The organism is Arthrobacter pasteuri (assembly GCF_054510955.1).
In genome coordinates, this window is record NZ_JBTNDO010000003.1 from 44,098 (window position 1) to 68,202 (window position 24,105).

General features: G+C 68.8%; 14 protein-coding genes and 3 tRNA genes. 9 read left to right on the forward strand and 8 right to left on the reverse strand.

Translation table 11 applies throughout. The features are described from left to right. The first annotated feature begins 56 nt into the window (after positions 1–56). Positions 57–144: transfer RNA gene (locus ACX80H_RS13450), tRNA-Ser, on the forward strand. A gap of 365 nt (positions 145–509) precedes the next feature. Continuing rightward, on the forward strand, positions 510–5,042 hold the full coding sequence (locus ACX80H_RS13455) for an ExeM/NucH family extracellular endonuclease (RefSeq protein ID WP_459313875.1): 4,533 nt from the start codon (positions 510–512) through the stop codon (positions 5,040–5,042). A gap of 121 nt (positions 5,043–5,163) precedes the next feature. On the opposite strand, the gene ACX80H_RS13460 is transcribed toward ACX80H_RS13455, so the two are convergent. Continuing rightward, entirely contained in the window at positions 5,164–7,203 is a 2,040-nt protein-coding gene (locus ACX80H_RS13460; protein ID WP_459313876.1) for an FAD/NAD(P)-binding protein, read from the reverse strand. Positions 7,204–7,296: 93 nt separating this feature from the next. Between ACX80H_RS13460 and ACX80H_RS13465 the strand changes: the two genes are divergently transcribed. Both ACX80H_RS13465 and ACX80H_RS13470 read left to right on the forward strand, forming a co-directional pair. Continuing rightward, positions 7,297–9,384, forward strand: a complete 2,088-nt coding sequence (locus ACX80H_RS13465; RefSeq protein WP_459313877.1) for a prolyl oligopeptidase family serine peptidase — start codon at positions 7,297–7,299, stop codon at positions 9,382–9,384. A gap of 132 nt (positions 9,385–9,516) precedes the next feature. Beyond that, a tRNA-Ser gene (locus ACX80H_RS13470) sits at positions 9,517–9,604 on the forward strand. 80 nt (positions 9,605–9,684) lie between these two features. Here ACX80H_RS13470 and ACX80H_RS13475 read toward each other — a convergent pair. Further along, entirely contained in the window at positions 9,685–11,799 is a 2,115-nt protein-coding gene (locus tag ACX80H_RS13475; RefSeq protein WP_459313878.1) for a RecQ family ATP-dependent DNA helicase, read from the reverse strand. Between the two features lie 94 nt (positions 11,800–11,893). Here ACX80H_RS13475 and ACX80H_RS13480 point away from each other — a divergent pair, with 94 nt between their 5' ends. Further along, positions 11,894–13,300: a phosphomannomutase/phosphoglucomutase gene (locus tag ACX80H_RS13480; protein WP_459313879.1), complete on the forward strand. Its 1,407-nt coding sequence runs from the start codon at positions 11,894–11,896 to the stop codon at positions 13,298–13,300. Between the two features lie 109 nt (positions 13,301–13,409). Here the strand turns inward: ACX80H_RS13480 and ACX80H_RS13485 are convergent, their stop codons facing one another. Beyond that, positions 13,410–15,290 carry a phosphoenolpyruvate carboxykinase (GTP) gene (locus ACX80H_RS13485; protein WP_459313880.1) on the reverse strand — a complete coding sequence of 627 codons (1,881 nt, stop codon included), beginning with the start codon at positions 15,288–15,290 and terminating at the stop codon, positions 13,410–13,412. A 289-nt stretch (positions 15,291–15,579) separates the two neighbouring features. Here ACX80H_RS13485 and ACX80H_RS13490 point away from each other — a divergent pair. Beyond that, positions 15,580–15,655, forward strand: a tRNA-Arg gene (locus tag ACX80H_RS13490). A 92-nt stretch (positions 15,656–15,747) separates the two neighbouring features. Next, positions 15,748–17,166, forward strand: coding sequence for a dihydrolipoyl dehydrogenase family protein (locus ACX80H_RS13495; RefSeq protein ID WP_459313881.1), 1,419 nt, complete (start codon positions 15,748–15,750; stop codon positions 17,164–17,166). A 97-nt stretch (positions 17,167–17,263) separates the two neighbouring features. On the opposite strand, the gene ACX80H_RS13500 is transcribed toward ACX80H_RS13495, so the two are convergent. From ACX80H_RS13500 to upp, 5 genes are all read right to left on the reverse strand, one after another. Beyond that, on the reverse strand, positions 17,264–18,886 hold the full coding sequence (locus ACX80H_RS13500; protein ID WP_459313882.1) for a polysaccharide deacetylase family protein: 1,623 nt from the start codon (positions 18,884–18,886) through the stop codon (positions 17,264–17,266). Between the two features lie 151 nt (positions 18,887–19,037). Continuing rightward, positions 19,038–19,571 carry a SixA phosphatase family protein gene (locus ACX80H_RS13505; protein ID WP_459313883.1) on the reverse strand — a complete coding sequence of 178 codons (534 nt, stop codon included), beginning with the start codon at positions 19,569–19,571 and terminating at the stop codon, positions 19,038–19,040. 25 nt (positions 19,572–19,596) lie between these two features. Next, positions 19,597–20,418, reverse strand: a complete 822-nt coding sequence (locus ACX80H_RS13510; protein ID WP_459313884.1) for a winged helix-turn-helix domain-containing protein — start codon at positions 20,416–20,418, stop codon at positions 19,597–19,599. A 488-nt stretch (positions 20,419–20,906) separates the two neighbouring features. Beyond that, on the reverse strand, positions 20,907–22,244 hold the full coding sequence (locus ACX80H_RS13515; protein WP_459313885.1) for an APC family permease: 1,338 nt from the start codon (positions 22,242–22,244) through the stop codon (positions 20,907–20,909). Positions 22,245–22,377: 133 nt separating this feature from the next. Then, positions 22,378–23,013 carry a uracil phosphoribosyltransferase gene (gene upp / locus ACX80H_RS13520; RefSeq protein WP_459313886.1) on the reverse strand — a complete coding sequence of 212 codons (636 nt, stop codon included), beginning with the start codon at positions 23,011–23,013 and terminating at the stop codon, positions 22,378–22,380. Positions 23,014–23,036: 23 nt separating this feature from the next. Here upp and tadA point away from each other — a divergent pair, with 23 nt between their 5' ends. Then, positions 23,037–23,531 (forward strand): tRNA adenosine(34) deaminase TadA, encoded by a 495-nt coding sequence (gene tadA, locus ACX80H_RS13525; RefSeq protein WP_459313887.1) that lies wholly within the window; start codon positions 23,037–23,039, stop codon positions 23,529–23,531. Between the two features lie 49 nt (positions 23,532–23,580). Continuing rightward, the gene (locus ACX80H_RS13530; protein WP_459313888.1) at positions 23,581–24,069 is read left to right on the forward strand and encodes a pyridoxamine 5'-phosphate oxidase family protein; all 489 of its coding nucleotides are present in this window, start codon (positions 23,581–23,583) and stop codon (positions 24,067–24,069) included. Positions 24,070–24,105 lie beyond the last annotated feature (36 nt).

The window sequence follows — 24,105 nt, forward strand, 5'->3', positions numbered from 1 at the left end:
ATCCTCCAGTCCCTCGGTATTTGGGCGTCACCGCCCTTCGTGAAACACTAGCGGCGGGAAGGTTGTCCGAGCGGCCGAAGGAGCTGGTCTTGAAAACCAGTGGGCGGTTACCCCGTCTCAAGGGTTCGAATCCCTTACCTTCCGCCCATCAGGAGGCCCCGCATGGCGGGGCCTCCTTTTTTCGAGAAGAACCGGACGTCGGCCGGGAGAGGCGTGCGTCGTCGAGAACGCGGCCGGCATGTCGCGGCGGACCTAGCGGTGGACGGAACGCCCAGGGATGGGTGGAGACAGTGCTATGCGTCCACGAATTCCCGCCGATAGCTCATGGTGTTCCGGGCCCTCTGGCTTTTCAGTAACCCATTGTTAACGATGTTCTGGTTGGCTCCTCCCTGGGACGGAATTGTCACCTGCGCTCCATAGGGTGCTTCTACCAACGCGCCCACCGTGAAGGGTGGGCAGGTCTCACTCGCGGCTGCTGCGCAGCCATCGTCAAGGAGAAGAACGAACGAATGGGTAATTCGTCATGGAAGGGAGCGCTCGGTGCGGCGCTGTCGGTGTGGCTGATCGCCTCACCGATGATCGCACTGCCGGCCATCGCGGTGGAGACACCCCCGGCTACGGCGTCCGTCACAGGAGACGGCGTCATCATCAACGAGGCCTACGTCTCGGGCGGGTCCGCGGGCACGCCGTTCACCAACAAGTACGTGGAGCTCTACAACCCGACCGATGCACCGGTGAGCCTTGACGGGTGGTCGCTGCAGTACCGCGCCCCTGGTTCGACCGCCACCCCGGGCCCTGTCGCGCTTCGGGGCACCATTCCTGCGAAGGGATACTTCCTGGTCCAGGGCGGATCCAACGGCACGGCCGGGTCCGCCCTGCCCGTCCCTGACCTCGCGACGGGCCTGAACCCCGGCGCCGCGGGCGGCGTCCTCGTGCTGTCCGATCAGGCCGCGACCGTCGGTGCCCTCCGTATCGGCAGCATCGTCGGCACGCCCGGCGTCGTCGATGCCCTGGGCTATGGCACGGCCAACGTATTCGAAGGCACGGCCGCACCGACACCCGGCGCCGGAAGCACGAAGTCCGCCAACCGCACCGGCTTCGCCGACACGGACAACAACGGTGCCGACTTCGCGCTGCAGGACACGACGCCCATGAACAGCGCATCGACCGCCGGCTCCACACCGACGCCGACGCCTACTCCGACGGTTCCTCCCACGCCGGGCGCGGTCGTCCCCATCCGTGACATCCAGGGCACCGGGACCGCCACGCCGCTCTCCGGCCAGACGGTCACCACGCGCGGCAAGGTCACCGCGGCCTACCCCACGGGCGGGTTCGCCGGCTTCTACCTCCAGACCGCGGGCAGCTCGGCGACGGCGGACCAGACGGCGTCCGACGCGATCTTCGTCTACTCCCCTGCGACGGTCGGATCCGTCACGGTGGGTGACTACGTGGAGGTCACCGGCACGGCCGGTGAGTTCTTCAACCTGACGCAACTCACCGTTCCGGCGGGCGGCACGGTCAAGGTCACCGAGCCTGCAGAGGAGCCGAAAGCCTCCGCCATCGCCCTGCCCGCGACGGAGGCCTCCCGCGAGGCGGTCGAGGGCATGCTCTTCCAGCCCTCGGGCGACTTCACAGTGGCCGACAACTACACGCTGAACCAGTACGGCGAGGTCACCCTGGCCGCCGGCACCGAGCGGCTCCTCCAGCCGACCGACGTCGCGCGTCCGGGCACTCCCGAGAATGCGGCCGTCGTGGCCGACAACGCGGCCCGGGGCATCCGCCTCGACGACGGTGCATCGACCAACTTCCTCGCGCAGGCCAACCGGGGCAAGGTCCTTCCGTACCTCACCCCGGCGCAGCCCGTGCGCGTCGGCTACAGTGCACGGTTCACCTCCCCCGTCGTCCTGGACTACCGCAACAGCGCCTGGAAGTTCCAGCCGCTCGCGGAGCTCGACGGAGCAGCCCCGGACGGAGTGCAGCCCGTGCAGTTCGCCGGCGAGCGCCCGGCCGCGCCCCAGCCGGTCGGTGGCACCGTGAAGATCGCGTCCTTCAACGTGCTGAACTACTTCCCCACCACCGGTGAGGAGCTCGCCGGGTGCAGGTACTTCACGGACCGCGCCGGCAACCCGATCACCGTCGACGGCGGCTGCGACTCCCGCGGCGCCGCGAACAAGGAGAACCTCGAGCGCCAGGAAGCGAAGATCGTCGCCGCGATCGATGGCCTGGGCGCCGACGTCGTCACTCTCATGGAGGTCGAGAACTCCGCCAAGTTCGGCAAGGACCGCGACTTCGCCCTCGCCACCCTCGTCGAAGCGCTGAACGAGAAGGCTCCCGGCACCTGGGACTACGTCCGCTCCCCCGCGGCCGTCCCCGCCCTCGCCGACGAGGACTTCATCCGCACCGCACTGATCTACAAGAAGGCGGTCGTGGAGCCCGTGGGTGAGTCCGTCATCCTCAATGACGATGTCGCCTTCTCCAACGCACGCAAGCCCCTCGCGCAGGCCTTCAAGCCGGCCGGCGGTACCGAGGACGAGACGTTCCTCGCCGTCGTCAACCACTTCAAGTCCAAGGGTTCGGGGCCGAGCTCCGGAGCCGACGCCGACACGGGTGACGGGCAGGGTGCCTGGAACGCCGCGCGCGTGACCCAGGCCAAGGCCCTCGTCGCGTTCGCCGACTCGATGAAGGAGTCGGCCAGGACCGACAAGGTCTTCCTGACCGGCGACTTCAACTCGTACACGAAGGAGGACCCGATGCAGGTCCTCTACGACGCCGGGTACGTCAACCAGGGGGAGAAGGACGACAGCTACTCCTACGTCTTCTCGGGCCTGAGCGGCTCCCTCGACCACGTCCTGGCGTCGCCCGCCGCGGATGCCACGGTGACCGGGGTCGACACCTGGCACATCAACTCCGTCGAGTCGGTCGCCCTCGAGTACAGCCGGTACAACAACAACATCACCGACTACTACGCTGCTGATCCCTACCGCGCCAGCGACCACGATCCCGTGATCGTGGGGCTCGACCTCGAGCCGGCTGACGCGACGGCCGAGGTCAACCTCCTGAACATCAACGATTTCCACGGGCGGATCGACGCCAACACGGTCCGGTTCGCGGGCACGGTCGAGAAGCTGCGCGCCGAGTTCGGCGAGGACGGTACGGCCTTCCTCTCGGCCGGAGACAACATCGGAGCGTCACTGTTCGCCTCTGCCCTGCAGGACGATCAGCCGACCCTCGATGTCCTCGACGCCCTGGACCTCCGGGCGTCGGCCGTGGGCAACCACGAGTTCGACAGGGGCTTCGGGGACCTGACCGGACGCGTCGCCGACGCGGCGGACTTCCCCTACCTCGGTGCGAACGTCTACGCCAAGGGCACCACCGAGCCGGCACTAGGTGAATACTCGATCATCACCGTCGACGGTGTCGACGTCGCCGTGATCGGCGTCGTCACCGAGGAGACGGCGTCGCTCGTCAGCCCCGGTGGCATCGAGAACGTCGACTTCGGCGACCCCGTGGAAGCGGTCAACCGCGTCGCACAGGAGATCGAGGAGCAGGACCTCGCCGATGTGATCGTCGCCGAGTACCACGAGGGCGCCGGTGACGGCGTCGTCGAGGGCGCGACCATCGAGCAGGAGATCGCCGCGGGCGGTACCTTCGCCCGCGTCGTCACGGAGACCACTTCCCTGGTGGATGCCATCTTCACTGGCCACACGCACAAGCAGTATGCCTGGGACGCACCCGTTCCGGGTGCGGCAGGGGAAGCCCGGCCGATCCTGCAGACGGGTTCCTATGGCGAGTTCATCGGCCAGATCACGCTGACCGTCGACACGGCAACCGGCGACGTCGAGTCCTACACGGCCCGCAACGTCGCCCGGACCACGGAGGCGGATACCGCACTCGTGGCGGCCTTCCCCCGGGTCGCCGAGGTCAAGACCATCGTCGACGCGGCCCTCGCGCAGGCGGCGGTCATCGGCAGCCGGCCCGTCGGATCGGTCACCGGGGACATCACCACGGCCTTCACCGGCACCACGCGTGATGACCGTACCTCCGAATCGACGCTGGGCAACCTCGTGGCCGACTCCCTGCGGGCCAGCCTCTCCCCCGCCGAACGTGGCGGAGCGCAGATCGGCGTCGTCAATCCGGGCGGGCTCCGCAACGAGCTCTACTACGCCCCCGACGGTGTCGTGACCTTCGCAGAAGCGAATGCGGTGCTGCCGTTCGTCAACAACCTCTGGACCACCACCCTCACCGGTGCGCAGTTCAAGGCGATGCTGGAACAGCAGTGGCAGCCGGACGGCAGCTCGAGGGCCTTCCTGGCACTCGGACTGTCGGACAACGTCAGCGTCACCTACGACCCGTCACTGGCACGGGGCTCGAGGATCACCTCGGTCCTGATCGACGGCGCGCCTCTCGACCCCGCGAAGGCCTACAGGATCGGCACCTTCAGTTTCCTGGCGCAGGGTGGCGACAACTTCACGGTGTTCCGTGAAGGGACAGACACCCGCGACTCCGGACTGGTGGACCGGGACGCCTGGATCGACTACATCCGGGCCGACAGCCCGCTGTCGCCGTCCTTCGACCGCCGGAGCGTCCAGGTTCAGGGCGCGCCGACCACCGTGAAGGCAGGCGCCGCCGTGTCCTTCACCGTGTCGAAGCTGGACCTGACGTCGCTGGGCAGCCCGGTCAACACCACGCTGGCTGCGGACTTCGTCGCTGCCGACGGCACCACGACGCCGCTGGGCTCCGTCCCCGTCACCGGCGGCAGCGCCACGGTGGATCTCACCGTTCCGGCCACTGTGAGCGGGCAGGGACGCATCGTCCTGACGGCGGCACCGAGCGGAACGACGGTGACCCTTCCGGTCGCGGTCGAAGCGGTCACCCCGGTCGAACCGCCCAAGCCGGGCAAGCCGGAGAAGCCCGGTAAGCCGATCAAGCCGGGCAAGCCCGCCTGCTCGGAGCCGGCACTGCCTGCCGAGGGCGCGAACAACGGCAGCTGGGCGAGCTACCGTGCCCACCTGGCGAACTACCACCGCTGCCTCGAAGGCTAGTAGATCGCCGGGCTCCGGCCCGCAGAATCAAGGGGACCTTCACCATGGTGAAGGTCCCCTTTTTCGGCATCGGACCCGACGTCGGGAGCACGTGCCGCATCCGGTTCCCGACGGAGGCGTGTCAGGCGGCTGCGGTCCGCGCCAGGATGGCCCCTGCAATGGCGTCGGCATCGAGGAGGGTCCTGCCACCCGCCTCCAGGGGCGCTCCGGCCTCCGCCGCGATGGCCGTCCCCCACTGGACCGATGCGAGCTGGAGACCTATCACGAAGAGCGATTCCTGTTCCTTGCCGGTGCGGTCGACGGCGCGGTAGGGAGGAGCGGAGACGTCGAGCCCGGCCGACGTCACCGGGACTCCGTCCTCGGCCATCGAGGTCCTGGGCCGAACGGTGCCCGTCGCCAGGAGGCTGCGCATGAGCGGGGAGAGACTCGTCGAGACCCGGTTGGCGGGCATCATCGCCTCCACGAGGTAGCGCCCCGAGAACGAATCGCCATGGACCCAGGGGGACGTGGCGCGGAAGAGCCCCTCGTCCGGGTCGAAGCCGAAACTCGGGTTCGGCCCGACGAAGCGCACGATCCCGGCGCGGACGAGCGCCGCGAGCTGGGCGATGCGCACCGGTGGCGGCCCGCTCGCGAGACCCTCGACGAGCGGTTCGAACCATCCCCGCAGTTCCGTATCCCATGACGTCGCGGAGATGCCGCCGTCCGCCACGGCCTGCTTGATGACCGACCGGCCGGCGTTCATGGCACCGATCGCCATCTTGAGCGGGTCGTCCTCGCCCCGGGCCGAACCGGCGGCATCTGCGTCGAGGTAGGCGAGCACGGCCGCGGCGAACTCCTCGCCGTCCTCGAAGCGGCGCCCGGCGAACGGGTGCGCGAGGGCTTCGACGTCCAGGCGCAGGTCCTCCGGCACCCGGCGCGCGACGACGGCACCGGCTGCGGCTTCCCACCCGGGACCCTCCAGGGGCAGGGCTCCGTCCAGTTCCCCGAGGAACTCCTCGCTGGACCGCAGCACCCGTGCCTCGGTGCGGCAGAGCGTCGAGTAGTAGGCCCACAGCACGTCGCGGTGCAGCAGGGGCCAGATGTCGTGATCGAAGCCCGGCTGGACTCCCGACTCCCGGAACGCGAGCACACGCTCGGGTGTGCAGAAGCGCAGTGTGACGCTGCGCGGGATGTAGGAGTCGAGCTCGGCCTTCGCCCGATAGGGCACTCCGCGCCGCGAGGCCGCGACGAGCCGGGGCTCCCTGCCTGATGCCTCGTAGTCCAGCCGACCGTCGTCCCGCTGCGAGAACCGTCCCCCACGGCCCTCCGTCAACTGGATCATGGCGTCGAAGAAGTTGAGCCCTAGCCCGCGGATCAGCACCGTCTTCCCGGCGGGCAGCCTGTGCCAGGCGACGTCCGCCGGGACGGCGGGCGCCCAGTACTGCAGTCCGTGGCGGGCTGCAGCGTCCTGCAGCTTGTCCTGCTCGGGGGTGAGGGTAGCGGCGAGGTGGCCGACAGCCAGGACGACGTCGTCGACCTCGAGCTGCGACCCGTCATCGAGGACGATCCGCCAGCGTCGCGCAGCCCCGGCTGCAGCGCCGCTCCGCCCTGTTCCATCCGCTCCAGCCGCGCTGTCACCGCCGTGGTCACCGCCGTGGTCACCGCTGTGGTCACCGCCGTCGCCGTCGCCGGTAGGCCCCATACCGACGGCTTCCTTGCGGTGGTGCACCACGCTGACCCCGGGCCCTGCCTGTCGCACCAGCTCGCCGAACACCCAGGCGAGGTACCGCCCGTACAGTGCCCTGCTCGGGAAGTCCCTCGAGGAGAGCCTCGCGCACTCCTCGACGTCCGCGTCGTCGAGGCCGGGAACGAGGCCTTCCTTGCCACGGACCCGCCATTCATCGAAGGACACCGCCACCGGTCCTGCGGCGACACTCCCGGCCACGGAGCCGACCGGCACCACGGTGGGATAGAGGCTCGGAGTGTTCATCAGGAACAGCCGCGACTGGCCGGCCCTCCAGATGTGTCCAGGACCGGGCTCGTAGGGCTCGATGAGGTGTATGACGATGTCCGGAGCAGCAGCACCGAGAGCCCGGTGCCTCGCGATCAGTCGTTCCACCACCGAGGTGCCGCGGGGTCCGCCTCCGACGACGGCGACCTGCGTTGCCTCCTGGTTCTTCACCCGTCAAGACTATCCAACGCGGCCGCGACCCCCGGCCGGGTCGGGGACCTCTCCGCGGTGCTGTGCGTCCCGGGCCCTGCATAGGATGGGCCCATGACGCACGCGACGGACACCACCGCGACCACGGACGACCCCTTTCTCTGGCTCGAGGACATCTACGGGAACCGACAGCTCGAGTGGGTGCGCGCCGAGAACGCGCTGACCGAGGACGCCCTCGTGACACCGGACTTCGAGCAGCGGGAGCAGAGCATCCTCGAGGTGCTCGACTCCACCGACCGCATCCCGATGGCGGGCAAGCACGGCGACTTCTACTACAACTTCTGGCGCGACGCCGAGCACCGGCAGGGCATCTGGCGCCGCACGACGTGGGACAGCTACGCGTCGGAGGACCCCGCATGGGAAGTCCTGCTCGACGTGGACGCGCTGAGTGCCGCCGAAGGCACCGAGTGGGTATGGGCTGGCGCCCTCTTCCTTCGTCCGGCCGAGGGCGCGCCCCACGAGCGGGTCCTCGTCGCCCTCTCCCCGGACGGTGGGGACGCGACCCGCTACCGCGAGTTCGACCTCGGCGCGCTGGCCTTCGTCGACGGTGGCTTCGACATCCCGACGGCGAAGAGCCGGATCAGCTGGGCCGGCCCGGATGCCCTGTACGTCGGCACGGATTTCGGTCCCGGCTCCATGACGTCCAGCTCCTACCCCCGGACCGTCCGAATCCTGCCGCGCGGCGGAGACCTCGCCTCGGCCGAGCAGTACTTCGACGTGGACCAGGACCACATGATGGCCCTCGTACTGCACGATGCGACGCCCGGCTTCGAGCGGGACCTCGCCGTTGACTCCATCGACTTCTACACGCGCCGGACCTACCTGCGCCAGGACGGCGGGTGGCGCCTCCTCGAGGTCCCCGAGGACGCCAGCATCTCCCTGCACCGGCAGTGGCTGATCGTCCGGCCCCGCACCGACTGGACCACCGGGGGCAGCACGCACGGAGCGGGATCCCTGCTCGTCATCGATCTCGCGTCCTTCCTCGACGGGGACCGCTCCTTCGTGACGGTCTTCGCCCCGGACGCCTCGACGTCCCTCCAGTCCTGGAGCTGGACACGGAACCACCTCCTGCTCAACCTGCTCCACGACGTGTCCTCGGAGATCCGCATTCTCGACCCGGCGAGCGACTGGGCCGCCGACCTCCTGGACGCCTGCCCGCCCCTCCACTCGGTGGACGCGTACGCGGTCGACGACGAGGACGAGGACGCCGGCGACGACTACTGGCTCGTCGCCACCGGCTTCCTGACCCCGTCCACGCTGTACCGCGGCACCATCGGCGGGAACTCCACCGCGGTGAAGTCCTCACCGTCCTACTTCGCCGAGGACCGGTACAGCGTCGAGCAGCACTTCGCGGTGTCGAGCGACGGCACACGGATTCCCTACTTCCAGATCGCGTCGAAGGACCTGCAGCTCGACGGCGCCAACCCCACCCTGCTGTCCGGCTACGGCGGGTTCGAGCACTCACTGACCCCCGCCTACAGCGGCGTGATCGGCCGGGGCTGGCTCGAACGCGTGACGGAGGACGGCAGGCACGGCGTCTACGTCCTGGCGAACATCCGGGGTGGAGGAGAGTACGGACCGCAGTGGCATTCCGCCGCCCTGCACTCCAACCGCCACCGCGCCTACGAGGATTTCGCTGCCATCGCCGGCGACCTGGTGCAGCGGGGTGTCACCTCGCCCGCGCTGCTGGGCTGCACCGGCCGGAGCAACGGAGGGCTGCTCGTCGGCAACATGCTCACCACGTACCCGCACCTGTTCGGCGCGATCTCGTGCGGGGTTCCGCTCCTGGACATGCGCCGCTACACGAAGCTGTCGGCCGGGTTCTCCTGGATCGCCGAGTACGGCGACCCCGACAAGCCCGAGGAATGGGAGTACGTGCGGACGTTCTCGCCCTACCACCTCCTCCGGGACGACGTGGCGTATCCCAAGACCCTCATCTGGACGGCGACGAGTGATGACCGGGTGGGCCCCGTGCAGGCACGCAAGATGGCGGCGAGGATGAAGGACCTGGGCGTCCAGAACGTCTGGTTCCACGAGGCGCTGGAGGGCGGACATGCCGGCGCGTCCGACAACCGGCAAGCGGCGAGGATGCACGCCATGAGCTTCGAGTTCCTGTGGCGTGCGCTCACCGGCTCACTCTGACGGACCGTTCTGCCGGCGCCGTCCTGCCTGGGCCGGCCTGTGGGCGCTTTCGCGGCACAGCCGGGACCGGACCGGGCGTTTTGCTCTTGCCCTCCCCTTCTGGGTAACCTTGGGAGGCTAGAGATAGCCGATGGAGACGTGCCAGAGCGGCCGAATGGGCTTCACTGCTAATGAAGTGTGGGCCTAAAGCCTACCGGGGGTTCAAATCCCCCCGTCTCCGCGAACGGACCCCCTGGAAACAGGGGGTCCTTTGCGTTCCGGAGCCTGGTGCACGGGCCTGTTGCCCCGGAACCGGCCCGCTTAGGCCTTCAGCGCCAGGGCGAACGGAAGCACGCCCGAGGCTCCTGCAGCGCGCAGGGCCCTGCCTGCCTCGGTGATGGTCCACCGGCTGTCGGCGAAGTCGTCCACGAGCAGGACCGGTCCCGGGTTCGCTGCGAACCAGGCGGCACCCTCGGGCGGAACGGCGAAGTGGTCCCAGACGGAGGCGAGACGGAACGCACTGTTGCCTCCGGGCTGGCCCTGCGGGAAGCCGTTCGGCATCGTCAGCTGCCCGAGGTAGGGAATCCGCCCCACCCCGGCGAGCGCCTGCGCCAGGGACCCGATGAGTTGCGGGCGCCGCCGTGAGGGCACGCTGACCACGGCGACGGGCCGCTCGTCCCAGCCCCATTGCGCCAGGACCCGCACGACGGCCTCGACGATCGCCGGATCCAGTGGTGCGTCGGGCGTCGCGTCCGACATCAGCTCCCGGAGCCGATTGCCCCAGCCGAGGTCCGTCAGGCGAGCCAGGGCCCGGCCGGACAGGCTGACCTCGCCGGGCTTGAGCTTCCCCTTGAGGGGCACACCCAGCTTGTCCATGCCGCTGGGCCACTGGCCGCGCGGCTCCAGCTCCACACCGACCCTGCTGAGCGCCTGGCTCGCGGAATCGGACGCCGCGTGCGCCACCTCGTCGGAGTACCAGGGGCCCGCGCAGTTGTCGCAGCGGCCGCAGGGCGTCGCGGCGGGATCGTCGAGGGATTTCGACAGGAATTCCATCCGGCAGCCCGGAGTGTTCTCGTAATCCAGCATCGCCCGCTGTTCCACGACGCGGGCCTCGCTGATGCGGCGGTACCGCTCGGCGTCATAGGTCCAGGGTTCGCCGGTGCTCTCCCAGCCGCCGGTGACCTTGCGGACCGCACCGTCGACATCGAGCACCTTGAGGAGGAGTTCGAGGGGCGAGCGCTTCAGGTTGACCCGCGTCTCGAGTGCCGGCGTGGACAGGACGACACCGGGTTCCAGGGCGCCGAGAACCCGGAGCGCTGCATCCTGGGAGGGCATCGACGCGGTGGCGAAGTACTCCCAGATGTCGCGGTCCTCCGCGCCGGGCAGCAGGAGGACGTCGGCGTTCGGCGTCCCGCGGCCGGCGCGTCCCACCTGCTGGTAATAGGCGACGGGCGAGGAGGGGGCACCGAGGTGCACCACGAAACCGAGGTCGGGCTTGTCGAAGCCCATGCCGAGGGCGCTCGTGGCCACGAGTGCCTTCACCTCGTTGTTCTTGAGGGCGGCCTCCGCGGCCTCGCGGTCCGCCGGGTCGGTGCGGCCCGTGTAGGCGCGCACGGCGTGCCCGTTCTCGCGCAGCAGGCGGGCGGTGTCCTCCGCGGCCGAGACCGTCAGCGCGTAGATGATGCCGCTGCCCGGCAGATCGGACAGGTGCGTCAGCAGCCAGGCGAGGCGCGACCGCGGACTCGGCAGGCGGAGCACCCCGAGCCGCAGCGATTTGCGCGCCAGCTCGCCGCGCAGCGTGAAGACGTCCGTGCCGCCCGCCCCGAGCTGCTCCTCGACGTCCTTCACCACGCGGAAGTTCGCCGTCGCCGTGGTCGCCAGCACGGGAACGCCCTGCGGGAGCCCCAGGATCAGCTCGCGCAGACGCCGGTAGTCCGGCCGGAAGTCGTGCCCCCAGTCGGAGATGCAGTGTGCCTCGTCGATGACGAGCAAGCCGGTGCGCCGCATGAGTTCGGGCAGGTACAGCTCACGGAAGGACGGGTTGTTGAGGCGCTCGGGCGAGACGAGGAGCACATCCACTTCGTTCGCCTGCAACTTGGCGGTGATGTCCTGCCACTCGGTCTGGTTGGCCGAGTTGATCGCTTCCGCGCGGACGCCTGCCCGTGCCGCGGCGGCGACCTGGTCCCGCATGAGCGCGAGCAGCGGCGAGACGATCAGGGTGGGACCCGCACCCCGCCCGCGCAGCAGCAGGCTCGCCACGAAGTACACGGCGGACTTGCCCCATCCCGTCCGCTGGACGACGAGTGCCCGCCGCCCGCCCTCGACGAGGGCCTCGATGGCCTCGAACTGCCCCTCGTGGAACTGCGCGTCCGGCGACCCGACGAGGGTGTGGAGGAGGGAGGTTGCTTGCTCGTTGAGCGTGGTGGTCGGCGACATTTCCCCAGTATCCCAGCCGCCTCCCCCACTCCCTGCGAGCGGGTCGCACCTGTGCACAGCCCGCGCCGTGACACCACCCGATACACTTCGGAACGTGAATACAACCCTCGATCTTTCTGCATCCTTCAAGGCGTACGACGTCCGCGGCATCGTCGGCGAGACCATCACTGTGGACTCGGTCCGCGCGGTCGGAGCAGCCTTCGTGGACTCGCTGGAACTCGCCGGGGAAACCATCCTCGTCGGCGGTGACATGCGCCCGTCGTCCCCCGAATTCTCGAAGGCCTTCTCGGAAGGCGCCACCCTGCGCGGTGCGAACGTCGTCCTCCTCGACCTCATCTCCACGGACGAGCTGTACTACGCCAGCGGCACCTTGAACGCGGCCGGCGTGACGTTCACCGCCAGCCACAACCCCGCCCAGTACAACGGCATGAAGATGACGCGCCCCGGGGCGGTCCCCGTCTCGTCCGAGACCGGCCTCAACGACATCCAGGAACGGGCCGAACAGTACCTCGCGCAGGGCACCATCCCCGCCGTCGAGGTCCGGGGCGAGACCGGTGTGCGGGACATCCTCGAAGAGTATTCACGGTTCCTCCGAACCCAGGTGGACCTCTCCTCGTCCCGGCCGCTCAAGATCGTGGTCGACGCCGGCAACGGCATGGCGGGCCTGACGACTCCCGCCGTCCTCGGTGATCGCCTCCTGCCGGCCCTACCGTTCGAGATCGTCCCCCTCTACTTCGAGCTCGACGGCACGTTCCCCAACCACCCGGCCAACCCTCTGGAGCCGGAGAACCTGCGCGACCTGCAGGCCGCCGTCGTCGAGCACGGCGCAGACATCGGGATCGCGTTCGACGGTGACGCGGACCGCTGCTTCATCATCGACGAGAAGGGCGAGCCGGTCTCGCCGAGCGCCATCACCGCGATGGTCGCGCGCCGGGAGATCGCGCGCGCGCAGGCCGCCGGCGAGTCCGAGCCCGTGATCATCCACAACCTCATCACCTCCCGCGCCGTCCCGGAACTGATCCGGCACGACGGCGGCCGTCCGGTCCGCACGCGTGTGGGCCACTCCTTCATCAAGGCCGTCATGGCCAAGGAGGGCGCGGTGTTCGGCGGTGAGCACTCGGCCCACTACTACTTCCGTGACTTCTGGAACGCCGACACCGGCATGCTGGCCGCCATGCACGTCCTGGCCGCCCTCGGCGAGCAGGACGGCCCGCTGTCGGACCTCGGACGCGAGTACGAACCCTACTTCTCCTCGGGCGAGGTCAACTCGAAGGTGGCCGACCTCCAGGGCTCGATCGCCCGGGCCCGCGCCGAGTTCGAACAGGAGGGCGTGGTGGTCGACGACCTCGACGGCCTCACCTTCACTCCCGATCACGCCAACTGGTGGTTCAACCTCCGCCCCTCGAACACCGAGCCCTACCTCCGCCTCAATGCCGAGGCCGTGGACCCGGAGACGCTCGAGGACCTCGTCCAGCGCGTCCTCGCCGTCATCCGCGCGTAGCCGTCCCGGGACCGCCGAGCGCGTGCCAGAACGACGAAAGGCCCCTTCCGGCGGAAGGGGCCTTTCGCGTGTCCGGCAGCCGGATCCCTGGCTGGATCAGCGCGCCGGATCAGGCGACGTGGAAGCGTTCCTTGAGTTCGGCGAGCTGGCCCTTGAGCTCCTCGGGCAGGGAGTCCCCGAAGCGGCCGTACCATTCCTCGATGCCCGCCAGTTCCTGGGCCCATTCGACGGCGTCGACATGCACGGCGGCCTCGACCTCGGCGGGGGTCATGTCCAGGCCGGTGAGGTCCAGGGCATCCCCGGTGGGGACGTACCCGATGGGGGTCTCGACGGCGTCCGCGGTGCCCTCGAGACGTTCGATGACCCACTTCAGGACGCGGGAGTTGTCGCCGAACCCGGGCCAGGCGAAGCCGCCGGAGGCGGTGCGGCGGAACCAGTTGACCAGGAAGATCTTGGGCAGGCGGGACTGGTCCGCCGCCGCGCTGAGGGTCAGCCAGTGACGCAGGTAGTCCCCGGCGTCGTACCCGATGAAGGGCAGCATCGCCATCGGATCCCGGCGGACCCGGCCCACTTCCCCGGCGGCGGCGGCCGTGGTCTCCGAGGAGAGGGTGGAGCCCATGAAGATGCCGTTGGCCCAGTTGCGTGACTGCGTGACCAGAGGGATGGTCGTCTTGCGGCGGCCACCGAAGAGGATCGCGGAGAGTTCGACGCCGTCGGGCCGGTTGAACTCCTCCGCCAACATGTCGATCTGGTCGATCGGGGTGCAGAACCGGGCGTTGGGGTGCGCGGCGGGGTGGTCCATGTCCGGCGTCCAGTCCCGTCCCTGCCAGTCGGTCAGGTGCGCCGGCACCTCCTCGGTCATGCCTTCCCACCACACGCCGCCGTCGTCCGTGAGCGCGACGTTGGTGAACACGGAGTTGCCCTTGGCGATAGCACGCATGGCGTTCGGGTTGGTGTGCCAGCCGGTGCCGGGGGCGACGCCGAACAGTCCCGCCTCGGGGTTGACTGCACGCAGCTCGCCTTCCTTCCCGAAGCGCATCCAGGTGATGTCGTCCCCGAGGGTCTCGACCTTCCAGCCCTCGATGGTCGGGTCGAGCAGCGCGAGGTTGGTCTTGCCGCACGCGGAGGGGAACGCCGCGGACAGGTAGTAGGTCTTGTCCTGGGGGGAGGTGAGCTTGAGAATGAGCATGTGCTCGGCGAGCCAGCCCTCCTCGCGTGCCATCACGGAGGCGATGCGCAGCGCGTAGCACTTCTTGCCGAGCAGGGCGTTGCCGCCGTAACCGGAGCCGTAGGACCAGATGGAACGCTCCTCGGGGAAGTGCACGATCCACTTGTCGTCGTTGCACGGCCACGGCACATCCGCCTCGCCCTCGGCCAGCGGCGCCCCCAGGGAGTGCAGGGCCGGGACGAAGTCGGCGCCGAGCTCTGTCATCCTGTCCAGGACCGCGGAGCCGATGGTCGCCATGATGCGCATGGACGTCACCACGTAGGCACTGTCGGTGATCTCGACCCCGAACTTCGGGTCCTCGGCATCGAGGTGGCCCATCACGAAGGGGATGACGTACATGGTGCGCCCGCGCATGGCGCCGGAGAACAGGCCTGTGAGCTTGGCCTTCATCTCTGCGGGGTCCATCCAGTTGTTGGTGAAGCCCGCTTCCCTCTCGTCCTTCGAGCAGATGAACGTCTGCTCCTCGACCCGGGCCACGTCCTTGGGGTCCGAGAACGCCGCGAAGGAGTTGGGAAACGTCTCAGGGTTCAACCGCACGAAGGTCCCGGCCTCCACGAGTGCGTCCGTGAGGCGCTTGTTCTCCTCCGCCGACCCATCGATCCACACGACGTCGGCAGGCTGCGTCAGTTGCTGCACGTCCCGCACCCAGGAGAGGAGGGCCGCATGGGTCGTCGGCGCGGAACCGGAAGCATCCGGCAGCGCCGCGTCATGGGGGCTCGTGGCTGGTGTGTCGACCTCAAGCTGGCGCACAGGATCGCCCATTACTCTTCCCTTCGTTGGGTGCTAGGTGTATCGATGCTAGGGGTGGCACATTTCGGACAAGGGCACCCATTTCGAAACATTCGGAGCGCTGGCCTCACGAAGCGCGGCATCACAAGGATGTCGAGCGCTTACGTAACACCTGCTTGTGACCAAGGTCACGTAGACCGGTCTAGGTAGTCAGGATGTAATGGCTCGATTAGGCGTCCCGATCGATTTCGGCTAGAGTTGTCTACGGCCAAACGGCCAGCTTGTAGGACTCATCCGCACTGCGGATCGATGGACTACGGATGCGTGCGTAGCTCAACGGATAGAGCATCTGACTACGGATCAGAAGGTTGGGGGTTCGAATCCCTTCGCGCGCACCACGGTTCCTATGAACCTACTTGAAAGGCCCCGGCTTCGGCCGGGGCTTTTCTCGTTGTTGCTCCGCCCGCCGGTCCAGTGGGAGGCTCAGCCTATGAGTGAACCCCGCACCATCGATGTCATCGTGATCGGCGCCGGCGCTGTCGGCGAGAACGTAGCAGGACGGGTGGTCCAGAAAGGCCTCTCCGCAGTGCTCGTCGAGTCCGACCTCGTCGGCGGCGAGTGCTCCTACTGGGCCTGCATGCCGTCCAAGGCGCTCCTCCGTCCCGGCACCATCCTCAATGCGGCCCGCAGTGTCGCCGGCGCACGCGAGGCAGTGACGGGCACGCTCGATGCCCAGCAGGTGCTCGAGCGCCGCACGTCGTTCACGTCCGACTGGGACGATTCCTCCCAGGAGGAATGGGTGGCCTCCGCAGGCATCGAGCTGCAGCGCGGCTGGGCGACCCTCTCCGGTGAGCGCGAGGTGACCATCTCCCACGACGACGGCTCGACCTCCGTATTCATGGCTACGCAGGCTGTCGTCCTCGCCACCGGCTCGACGCCGATCGTCCCGCCCATCGACGGACTGCACGACCTGGACTACTGGACCACCCGGGAGGCCACCTCCGCCCGGGAGGTACCCGCGAGCCTCGCGGTGCTCGGCGGCGGGGTGGCCGGCATCGAACTCGCGCAGGCCTACGCCCGGCTCGGCGCCGAGGTCACGGTCATTGCCCGCAGCGGCATCCTCGGCAACTACCCCAAGGAGGCCTCGGACCTCGTCCTCGACGCGCTCCGCGGCGAGGGAGTCATCATCCTGACGGACACGGCCACGAACGCGGTCCGCAAGGAGGACGGCAGATTCGTGCTCGAGGTCGGTGGAGGCCGGACCGTCACGGCGGAGAAGCTGCTCGTCTCCACCGGCCGCCACCCGCACACGTCGAACGTCGGCCTCGAGGCCCTGGGCCTGGACCCGAAGAAGCTGAGCCGCGACGACACGGGGCGTGTTCCCGGCGCCGGCGGCTGGCTGTACGCCGTCGGCGACGTGGGCGGGATTGTCCAGCTGACACACCAGGGCAAGTACGAGGCGCGCATGACCGGTGACGCCATCGCGGCCCGCGCCCAGGGCATCCTCGGGGACTCCGCCGCGGAATGGAGCCCCTACGCCTCGACGGCGGACCGGGGCGCCGTCCCCCAGGTGGTCTTCACGGACCCCGAGATCGCCATGGTGGGCCGCACCCTCGAGCAGGCGCGGAAGGACGGCGTCAACGCGTCGGAGACCTCCCTCGAGATCGCGGTCGCCGGCTCCTCCCTCCACTCCGACGGGTACAAGGGATGGGCGCAGATGGTCGTCGACGAGGACAGGAAGGTGCTCGTGGGCGTCACCTTCGCGGGACCCGAGGTGTCCGAGATGCTGCACGCCGCCACGATCGCCGTCGTCGGCGAGGTGCCGCTCGACCGCCTGTGGCACGCGGTGCCCGCCTACCCCACCGTCAGCGAGGTCTGGCTGCGGCTGCTCGAGAAGTACGGGCAGTAGCCGGCCAGGCGTAGCGGGTCAAGCATCCGCGCCCTGTTCTATCTGCCTACTCGGCGGGCAGTAGCCCGAACCCCGAAGGGATGACCGGATGAAGGGATCACAGGGCGGCGTCGAGGGTGACGAAGCCGTAGCCTGCCGCCCGGAGCTGGGAGATCACCTGTGGGAGGGCCGCGGCGTCGAGCGTCGAGCCGTCGGTGGGGTGCGAGCCGATGTGCATCAGGACGATCTGCCCGGGCTGCGCGGTAGCCATGACGCGCTGGACGATGAAGCTCGGGCCGCGGGTTCCGTTCATGGTGCCTTGCCAGCCCAGGGTGTCAACGGTCCACCGGAACGCCGCGTAACCGGCGGCGTTGACGTCGGCAATCGTGCGGGAATCGCGGGCGCCGAGAGGGAAGCGGAAGAACGGGACCGACTCGCCTCCAGCGGCCCTGATGGCCCTCTGCGCGCCGCTGATCTCGGTCGCGATCTGGGCGTCGGTCAGGGTCGTGAAGTCCGGGTGGGTCATGGAGTGATTGCCGATCCGGTGGCCCGCGTTGTAGATCAGCGCCAGATCGGAGGGGAACTGGTTGACCCAGTTCCCGGTGGGAAAGAATGTGCCTGGAACGCCGTTGGCTGCGAGGGTTGCGAGGACCGATCGGAGTGCGGCGTTACTTGCGCCGGCGTCGAACGTGAGCGCGACAACCTTCTGCGTGGTCGGAATGCGCTCGAGGTCCACGCCCAGGAGCCTCGCCGGGACGCCGGCGTAGATGACCTCGGTCCTGCCGCTGGCCGCGTGCCACAGGATCGACCCGCGCTGGAAGTCGCTGCGGCGCCCGCCCGTGATGCCGTACTCGCCGCTGGTCGGGTAGCCGAGCCGGCTGCGCTCCCAACCGAGGGCCACCCACCGGGCTCGGATGGCTCCGTACACCTCGCGGGCTCCCGTCGCAGGCGACCAGTAGATCGACGAGCCGGCGTTCTTGCCGCTGAAGTGGTTGTACCGGCCGATCCCGTCGGGGGTGGCGGTCTCGTCCGTGAGCGGGAAGCCCAGGACGCCGGCCGGACCGCCGAGCAGAAGATAGCGTCCGCGGATCGCCCCGTGCACCTCGTGCGCTCCGGTGCCGGGGCTCCAGTAGACGGACCCTCCGGCGAAGTCGTTGTACTGACCAGCGGCGCCCGGAGTGGCGGTCTCGTTCGTGAGTGGGAAGCCCAGGAAGCCGGCCGGTCCGCCGAGCACGAGATAGCGTCCGCGGATCGCCCCGTGCACCTCGCGCGCTCCGGTGCCGGAGCTGTAGTAGACCGACCCTCCAGCGAAGTCGTTGTACCGACCAGCGGCACCCGGAGTGGCGGTCTCGTCCGTGACCGGGAAGCCCAGGAAGCCGGCCGGCCCGCCGAGCACGAGATAGCGTCCGCGGATTGCCCCGTGCACCTCGTGCGCTCCGGTGCCGGGGCTCCAGTAGATCGTGCCGGCGGTGTAGTCCTGCGCGCGACCCCCAGCGATGTCGTACACGCTGCCGACCGGCGTGCCGAGAATCGATGCGCTGCCGCCGAGCTGCCCGTAGTGCTGGACGATTGCGTCGTCGCCGGCCTGCTCGACCGCCATCAACGCCGGAACGCTCCGCTGCCCAGCCCCCGCCGATACGGCGGCCGCGGACGGTCCCAGAGCCGTGCCCCCGAGGCCACCACCGAGGGCGAGGGCGAGGGCCAATGCCATTCCGCGGACGGCGGATCCAGACCGGCGCATTGCGACCCCTTCGTGCAGATGGAGACATGCGAGCTTTGGTCGAGACGCTATGCCCCGGGGGCGTGCCCGGGTAGGGCCATAAGTCCCGAACAACGAGATGATGCAGCGCTACGTCATCCCCCGGCTGCCTCGGCCACGGGTGTTGGTCGCGTCAGCGGAGGCTCGACGCCCGGCGCACCACGAAGTCGGTGACGTCGGCGTCACGCCCGTCGAGTGCAGCCCAGTCGCCGTCGTATGTCAGAACGGTGAGGCCCGCGGTCGGGTAGTCCGTGGCGAGGTCCATGACGGCCGGCTCGCTCGACCGCACGGAGGCGAGGCGCATCGCGAGCTCCTGCACACCGGGATTGTGGGCGATGACGAGCAGACTGGTCACGGTCGGCGGCACATGGTTGATGAGCGTGAGCATCTCCGTAGGCCGCGCCGCGTACAGGTCGTCCTCCAGCTTCGGCGTGGGCGCCTTGTCCCCGAGCTCCTTGCAGACCCAGGTACAGGTCTGGCGGGCACGCAGTGCCGTGGACACGAGGATGAAGTCGGGGACGGCGTCATGCTCGAGCATCCAGCGGCCGATCAGCGGTGCGTCGGCATGGCCCCTCGAGCTGAGCGAACGCTCGTGGTCCGGCACGCCCTCCTGGAACTCGGCCTTCGCATGGCGCAGCAGCAGGAGCTTCTTCAGGTGGGCGGCCATGCTTCAGAGCCTAAGCCAGGACCGACTAGATGGAGTACTCGGGTGCCGCCCAGACGACCACTTCGGGGTGGTCGTAGAACCGGTAGCCCTGGCCGCGCACGGTCCGCACGGTGTTGGCCAGGCGTCCGAGCTTCGAGCGCAGCCGCCGGATGTGGACGTCGATCGTGCGCTCGTTCGGCACCTCGTCGGCGTTGCGCCACAGCCCGCTGAGCAGTTCCTCGCGGCCCACGGTCCGCGCCGCGTTCTCGACGAGGTAGTTCAGGAGCTCGAACTCCTTGAAGGTCAGGTTCAGCGTCTCGCCGTCGAGGTGCACCTCGCGGCGCGACAGGTCGATGAGGACACCGGTGGGTCGGGCAGGCTGGGCCTGTGACGGGGCGGGGACCGCTTCCGGCCGCGGGCGGCGGGTGACCGTGGGGTCGCCCAGTGCCGCACGGACGACGTCGATGTCGGACCCGCGGGCGTCGGCCGGGGCGAGGGCCACCGCAGCGTGGCTCTCCGCCGTCGGCACGAGGGTCCGCACGTAGTTGCGGACGTCCTGGGCCAGCTTGGAGAACGTGGTGCCTGCGGCGGCAGCCGTGGCCTCGTCGAGTGCGACGTAGAGCACGAAACCGCGCGCCGTCGTATCGCCGGTGACGGCCTGCGGCCCGGGCACTCCGTTGGGTGCGACGACGGGAACCGGTTCGCTCATCGGCCGTGCCGCGTCCCCGCCGGGCAGTGCCTGGAGGCGGGAGTGCTGGTGGGGAACCTGCGGGGCGTGCGCGGTGTAGGACGGCGCGAACTGCTGGCGTGCCTGCCGGTTCTGGGGGGAGCGGAGGGAGATATGGACGTAGCCCGGATTTACTGACATGGAAGCGACCTCGTGAAGTGTGCCGTCATCGCGGCTCGAATGCGGGATGTGCCCGGTCGGGATGAAGAGAATTGCCCGCCGTTGGGCTGAAAGTGCGTAAGGAAGGTCTGGGTATGACCGTTACGCGTGCATTCGACAACAGCGGAAGTTCGCTACGGACGGGACGCCCGAGGAAACTGCGGCTGCAGATGCGAGTGAGTTCATGTTCACGTGTCGAATTATTGCATGTAACAATCCGCTACGCGCAAGTAACATTGCCCGACGTCCAGTATGTGGACCGGTCGGGTGGTGGACGGACCGGCAACAGCGGGCCGCACTGCAGCGCTCCCCCTACGCGATGTCCAGTACGAGCCGTCTTCGGGCGCCTCCCGTCCAGATATCGCAGGTCGGGGGAGCGTACTTTACAGCCTGGAACAGCGGTACCAGACAGTGCAGGAAGACGGGGAGACCGGGAGGGCGTCCGACCGGGACAGCCTTCCTCCGCTGCGCTAGCGCGCGATGCGCTCCTCGCGCTTCCGGCCCGCGCGTGCCGCGAGGTACAGCACCGACCCGACGACCACATACGCAACAGCGCCCAGCCATACGACCCCCGTCTGCTGCGTCAGCATCGCGATGCTGGCGATGATCGCGAGTATCGGCACGATCCGGGGTACCGAGAAGTGGGAATGCTCGACCTTGTCCTTCTTGAGGACGAGCACACTCACGTTGGCTGACAGGAACACCAGGAGCAGCAGGAGCACGGTGGTCTCGGCCAGCGTGGAAAGCTCCCCGGTGAGGGTCAGCACAATGGTCAACGCGGCGACGACGACGATCGAGACCCACGGCGTACGCCGGTTGGGCAGCACGCGGCCGAAGAGACGTGGAAGGAGTTCCGCTTCCGCGAGGCCGTAGCCGACCCGGCTGGCCATCACCATGAACAGCAGGGCGCCGTTGGCGATGGCGACGAGTGCGATCAGGCTGAACAGCCAGGGCGGTATCCCGACGCCGCTGGCGTTCACCACGTCGAGCAGCGGCCCGGTGGACACCGCGAGGTCGGCCGGCGGCAGGACGATGACAGCGCCGAGCGCGATCAAGAGGTACACGACAGCCGCGGTCCCGATGGCGCCGAAGAGGGCCCGGGGATAAGCCTTCGACGGGTTGCGTACTTCCTCGGCCATGTTGGCCGCAGCCTCGAATCCCAGGAAGGAGAAGAACGCGATGACGGACGCCGCGAGGGCACCCTGCAGGGGAGCCACGTCCGGAGCGAACTCCAGGAGCCGGGCCGGCTCCCCGTTGCCGCTGCCGAGCACGAAGGCCGCGAGCACGATGACGAGCACGAGCCCGCTCACTTCGATGACGGACGCGACGAGGTTCGCGGCGAGGGACTCCCGTACGCCGCGGAGGTTGATCACCGTCAGCAGGATGATGAAGACCACGGCGGCGGGAGCAGCGGGTACGTCGATGAGCGCGGCGAGGTAGTCGCCGGCGAAGGCGTTCGCGAGGGCGGCGGCGGTCGTGATGCCCGAAGCCATCATCAGGAATCCCACGAGGAACGACAGGTAGGGGATGTTGAAGGCCCGCTCGATGTACCGCGCCGCACCACCGGCGTGCGGATACTTGGTGATGAGCTCCGCGTAGGTCCCCGCGGTGAGGAGCGCCAGAACCAGCGCGATGAGCAGCGGCAGCCAGATCACACCCCCGACGTCGGTGGCCATGGTGCCAACCAGCGTGTAGATGCCGGCCCCGAGCGTGTCACCGACGATGAACGCGAACAGCAGCGGTGCGCCGATCGCCCGCTTGAGTCCGGTGGGTGCATTCGACTCGACCGCGCTGATGTCCTTTGTCATCGCACCATTGGAGTCCGTCGTCCCGGGTTGCACAACCCTCTGGCGCATTTTCGACGAATGTTGCGCAGGTGCTGCCAAGAACGGTCCGGACTGGTACAGGAAGGCCTCCCGCCCGGAAGGCGGGGAGAACCGCCTAGCCGACGACGCCGTACAGACGGTCTCCCGCATCGCCGAGGCCGGGCACGATGTACGACTTCTCGTTGAGTTTCTCGTCGATCGAGGCGAGGACGATGGTGACGTTGCGGCCGTCCAGCTCCTCCTGCAGGGTTGCGAGACCCTCGGGCGCGGCCAGGAGGCAGATGCAGGTGATGTCTGCGGCACCACGGGCGAACAGGAACTTGATGGCCTCGCGGAGGGTGCCTCCGGTCGCCAGCATCGGATCGAGCACGAACACCTGGCGTCCCGTCAGATCGTCAGGCAGCCTCTCGGCGTAGGTGATGGCCTCGAGGGTCTCCTCGTTGCGGGCCATGCCGAGGAACCCGACCTCCGCGGTCGGCACGAGGCGCGTCATGCCCTCGAGCATGCCGAGGCCGGCACGGAGGATGGGGACCACGAGGGGTGTCGGCTTCACGAGGCCCGTCCCCTGGGTGGTGGTCACGGGGGTCTCGATGGACACGGTCTCGACGCGGACGTCGCGTGTGGCCTCGTAGGCCAGCAGGGTGACGAGCTCCTCCGTGAGGAGTCGGAACACCGGTGACGACGTGTTCTTGTCCCGGAGAACCGTGAGTTTGTGGGCTACCAGGGGGTGGTCGACTACCAGTACGCGCATGGGTCAAAAGTACCATTGAGCCCATGACCCCCTTCCGTCCTCCCGTCGATCCCGAGCATCGGGCATGGATGGGACTGGCGCTGGACGCGGCCGCGCGGGCCCACGCGAGCGCAGACGTACCCATCGGTGCCGTCGTCGTCGGCCCCGGCGGCCGCGTGCTCGGCACGGGCTGGAACCAGCGCGAGGAACTCGGCGACCCGACGGCGCACGCGGAGGTGCAGGCCATCCGCGCGGCGGCAGCGCTCCTCGGCACCTGGCGGCTCGAGGGCTGCACCCTGGTGGTCACCCTCGAACCGTGTGCCATGTGCGCCGGAGCATCCGTCCTGGCCCGTATCCCCCGCGTGGTGTTCGGCGCCTGGGACGAGAAGGCGGGAGCATCGGGGTCGGTCTTCGACGTGCTCCGCGAGCGCCGGCTGAACCACTGGACCGAGGTCTTCGCCGGTGTGCGCGAGGACGAATGCGCGCTGCTGCTCAAGGACTTCTTCTCGGCGCAGCGGTCCGGTTCCGGCTCCCGGTGATCCTGCGTAGGCTGATGAAATCCGCAGCAGACCTCACGAAGGAGTAGACGTGGCAGACCAGCAGGACGGTTTGAAGGAAGTACAGCACATACTCGACAAGGCCGACATCGCGATCCTCACCACCGTGAGCCTGAACGGGCAGCTCGTGAGCCGGCCGCTCGCACTGCACGGCAAGGACTTCGACGGCGACCTCTGGTTCTTCACCGAGGACCCCTCCCCCAAGGCCGACGAGATCCGCGCGAACCCCCAGGTCAACGTGTCCGCGAGCACGGGCAAGGGGTACGTCTCGATCGCAGGCACGGCCACCCTGTCCAGGGACCAGGCGAAGATCGACGAGCTGTGGGGCCCCTCGGTGTCCGCGTGGTTCGAGAACGGCCGCGACGACCCCGCCGTCGCCCTCATCCACGTCGACGCGCACACCGCCGAGTACTGGTCCATGGACGCCCCGCGGGTCGTCTCGGCCGTGAAGATGGTCAAGGGCCTCGTGACCGGCAGCAAGCCCGACTCCGGCAAGAACGACGTCATCGAGCTGCCCTAGCGCCCTGTGCTCGACGCAGGCCGGGCCCCGTTTTGG

Excerpts from the sequence above, each read along its gene's own strand:
- upp (WP_459313886.1), bottom strand. The coding sequence starts at position 23,013 with ATGCGCGTACTGGTAGTCGACCACCCCCTGGTAGCCCACAAACTCACG.
- ACX80H_RS13510 (WP_459313884.1), bottom strand. The coding sequence starts at position 20,418 with ATGTCAGTAAATCCGGGCTACGTCCATATCTCCCTCCGCTCCCCCCAG.
- ACX80H_RS13465 (WP_459313877.1), top strand. The coding sequence starts at position 7,297 with ATGACGCACGCGACGGACACCACCGCGACCACGGACGACCCCTTTCTC.
- ACX80H_RS13455 (WP_459313875.1), top strand. The coding sequence starts at position 510 with ATGGGTAATTCGTCATGGAAGGGAGCGCTCGGTGCGGCGCTGTCGGTG.
- ACX80H_RS13515 (WP_459313885.1), bottom strand. The coding sequence starts at position 22,244 with ATGACAAAGGACATCAGCGCGGTCGAGTCGAATGCACCCACCGGACTC.
- ACX80H_RS13505 (WP_459313883.1), bottom strand. The coding sequence starts at position 19,571 with ATGGCCGCCCACCTGAAGAAGCTCCTGCTGCTGCGCCATGCGAAGGCC.
- ACX80H_RS13475 (WP_459313878.1), bottom strand. The coding sequence starts at position 11,799 with ATGTCGCCGACCACCACGCTCAACGAGCAAGCAACCTCCCTCCTCCAC.
- ACX80H_RS13495 (WP_459313881.1), top strand. The coding sequence starts at position 15,748 with ATGAGTGAACCCCGCACCATCGATGTCATCGTGATCGGCGCCGGCGCT.
- ACX80H_RS13500 (WP_459313882.1), bottom strand. The coding sequence starts at position 18,886 with ATGCGCCGGTCTGGATCCGCCGTCCGCGGAATGGCATTGGCCCTCGCC.
- tadA (WP_459313887.1), top strand. The coding sequence starts at position 23,037 with ATGACCCCCTTCCGTCCTCCCGTCGATCCCGAGCATCGGGCATGGATG.
- ACX80H_RS13485 (WP_459313880.1), bottom strand. The coding sequence starts at position 15,290 with ATGGGCGATCCTGTGCGCCAGCTTGAGGTCGACACACCAGCCACGAGC.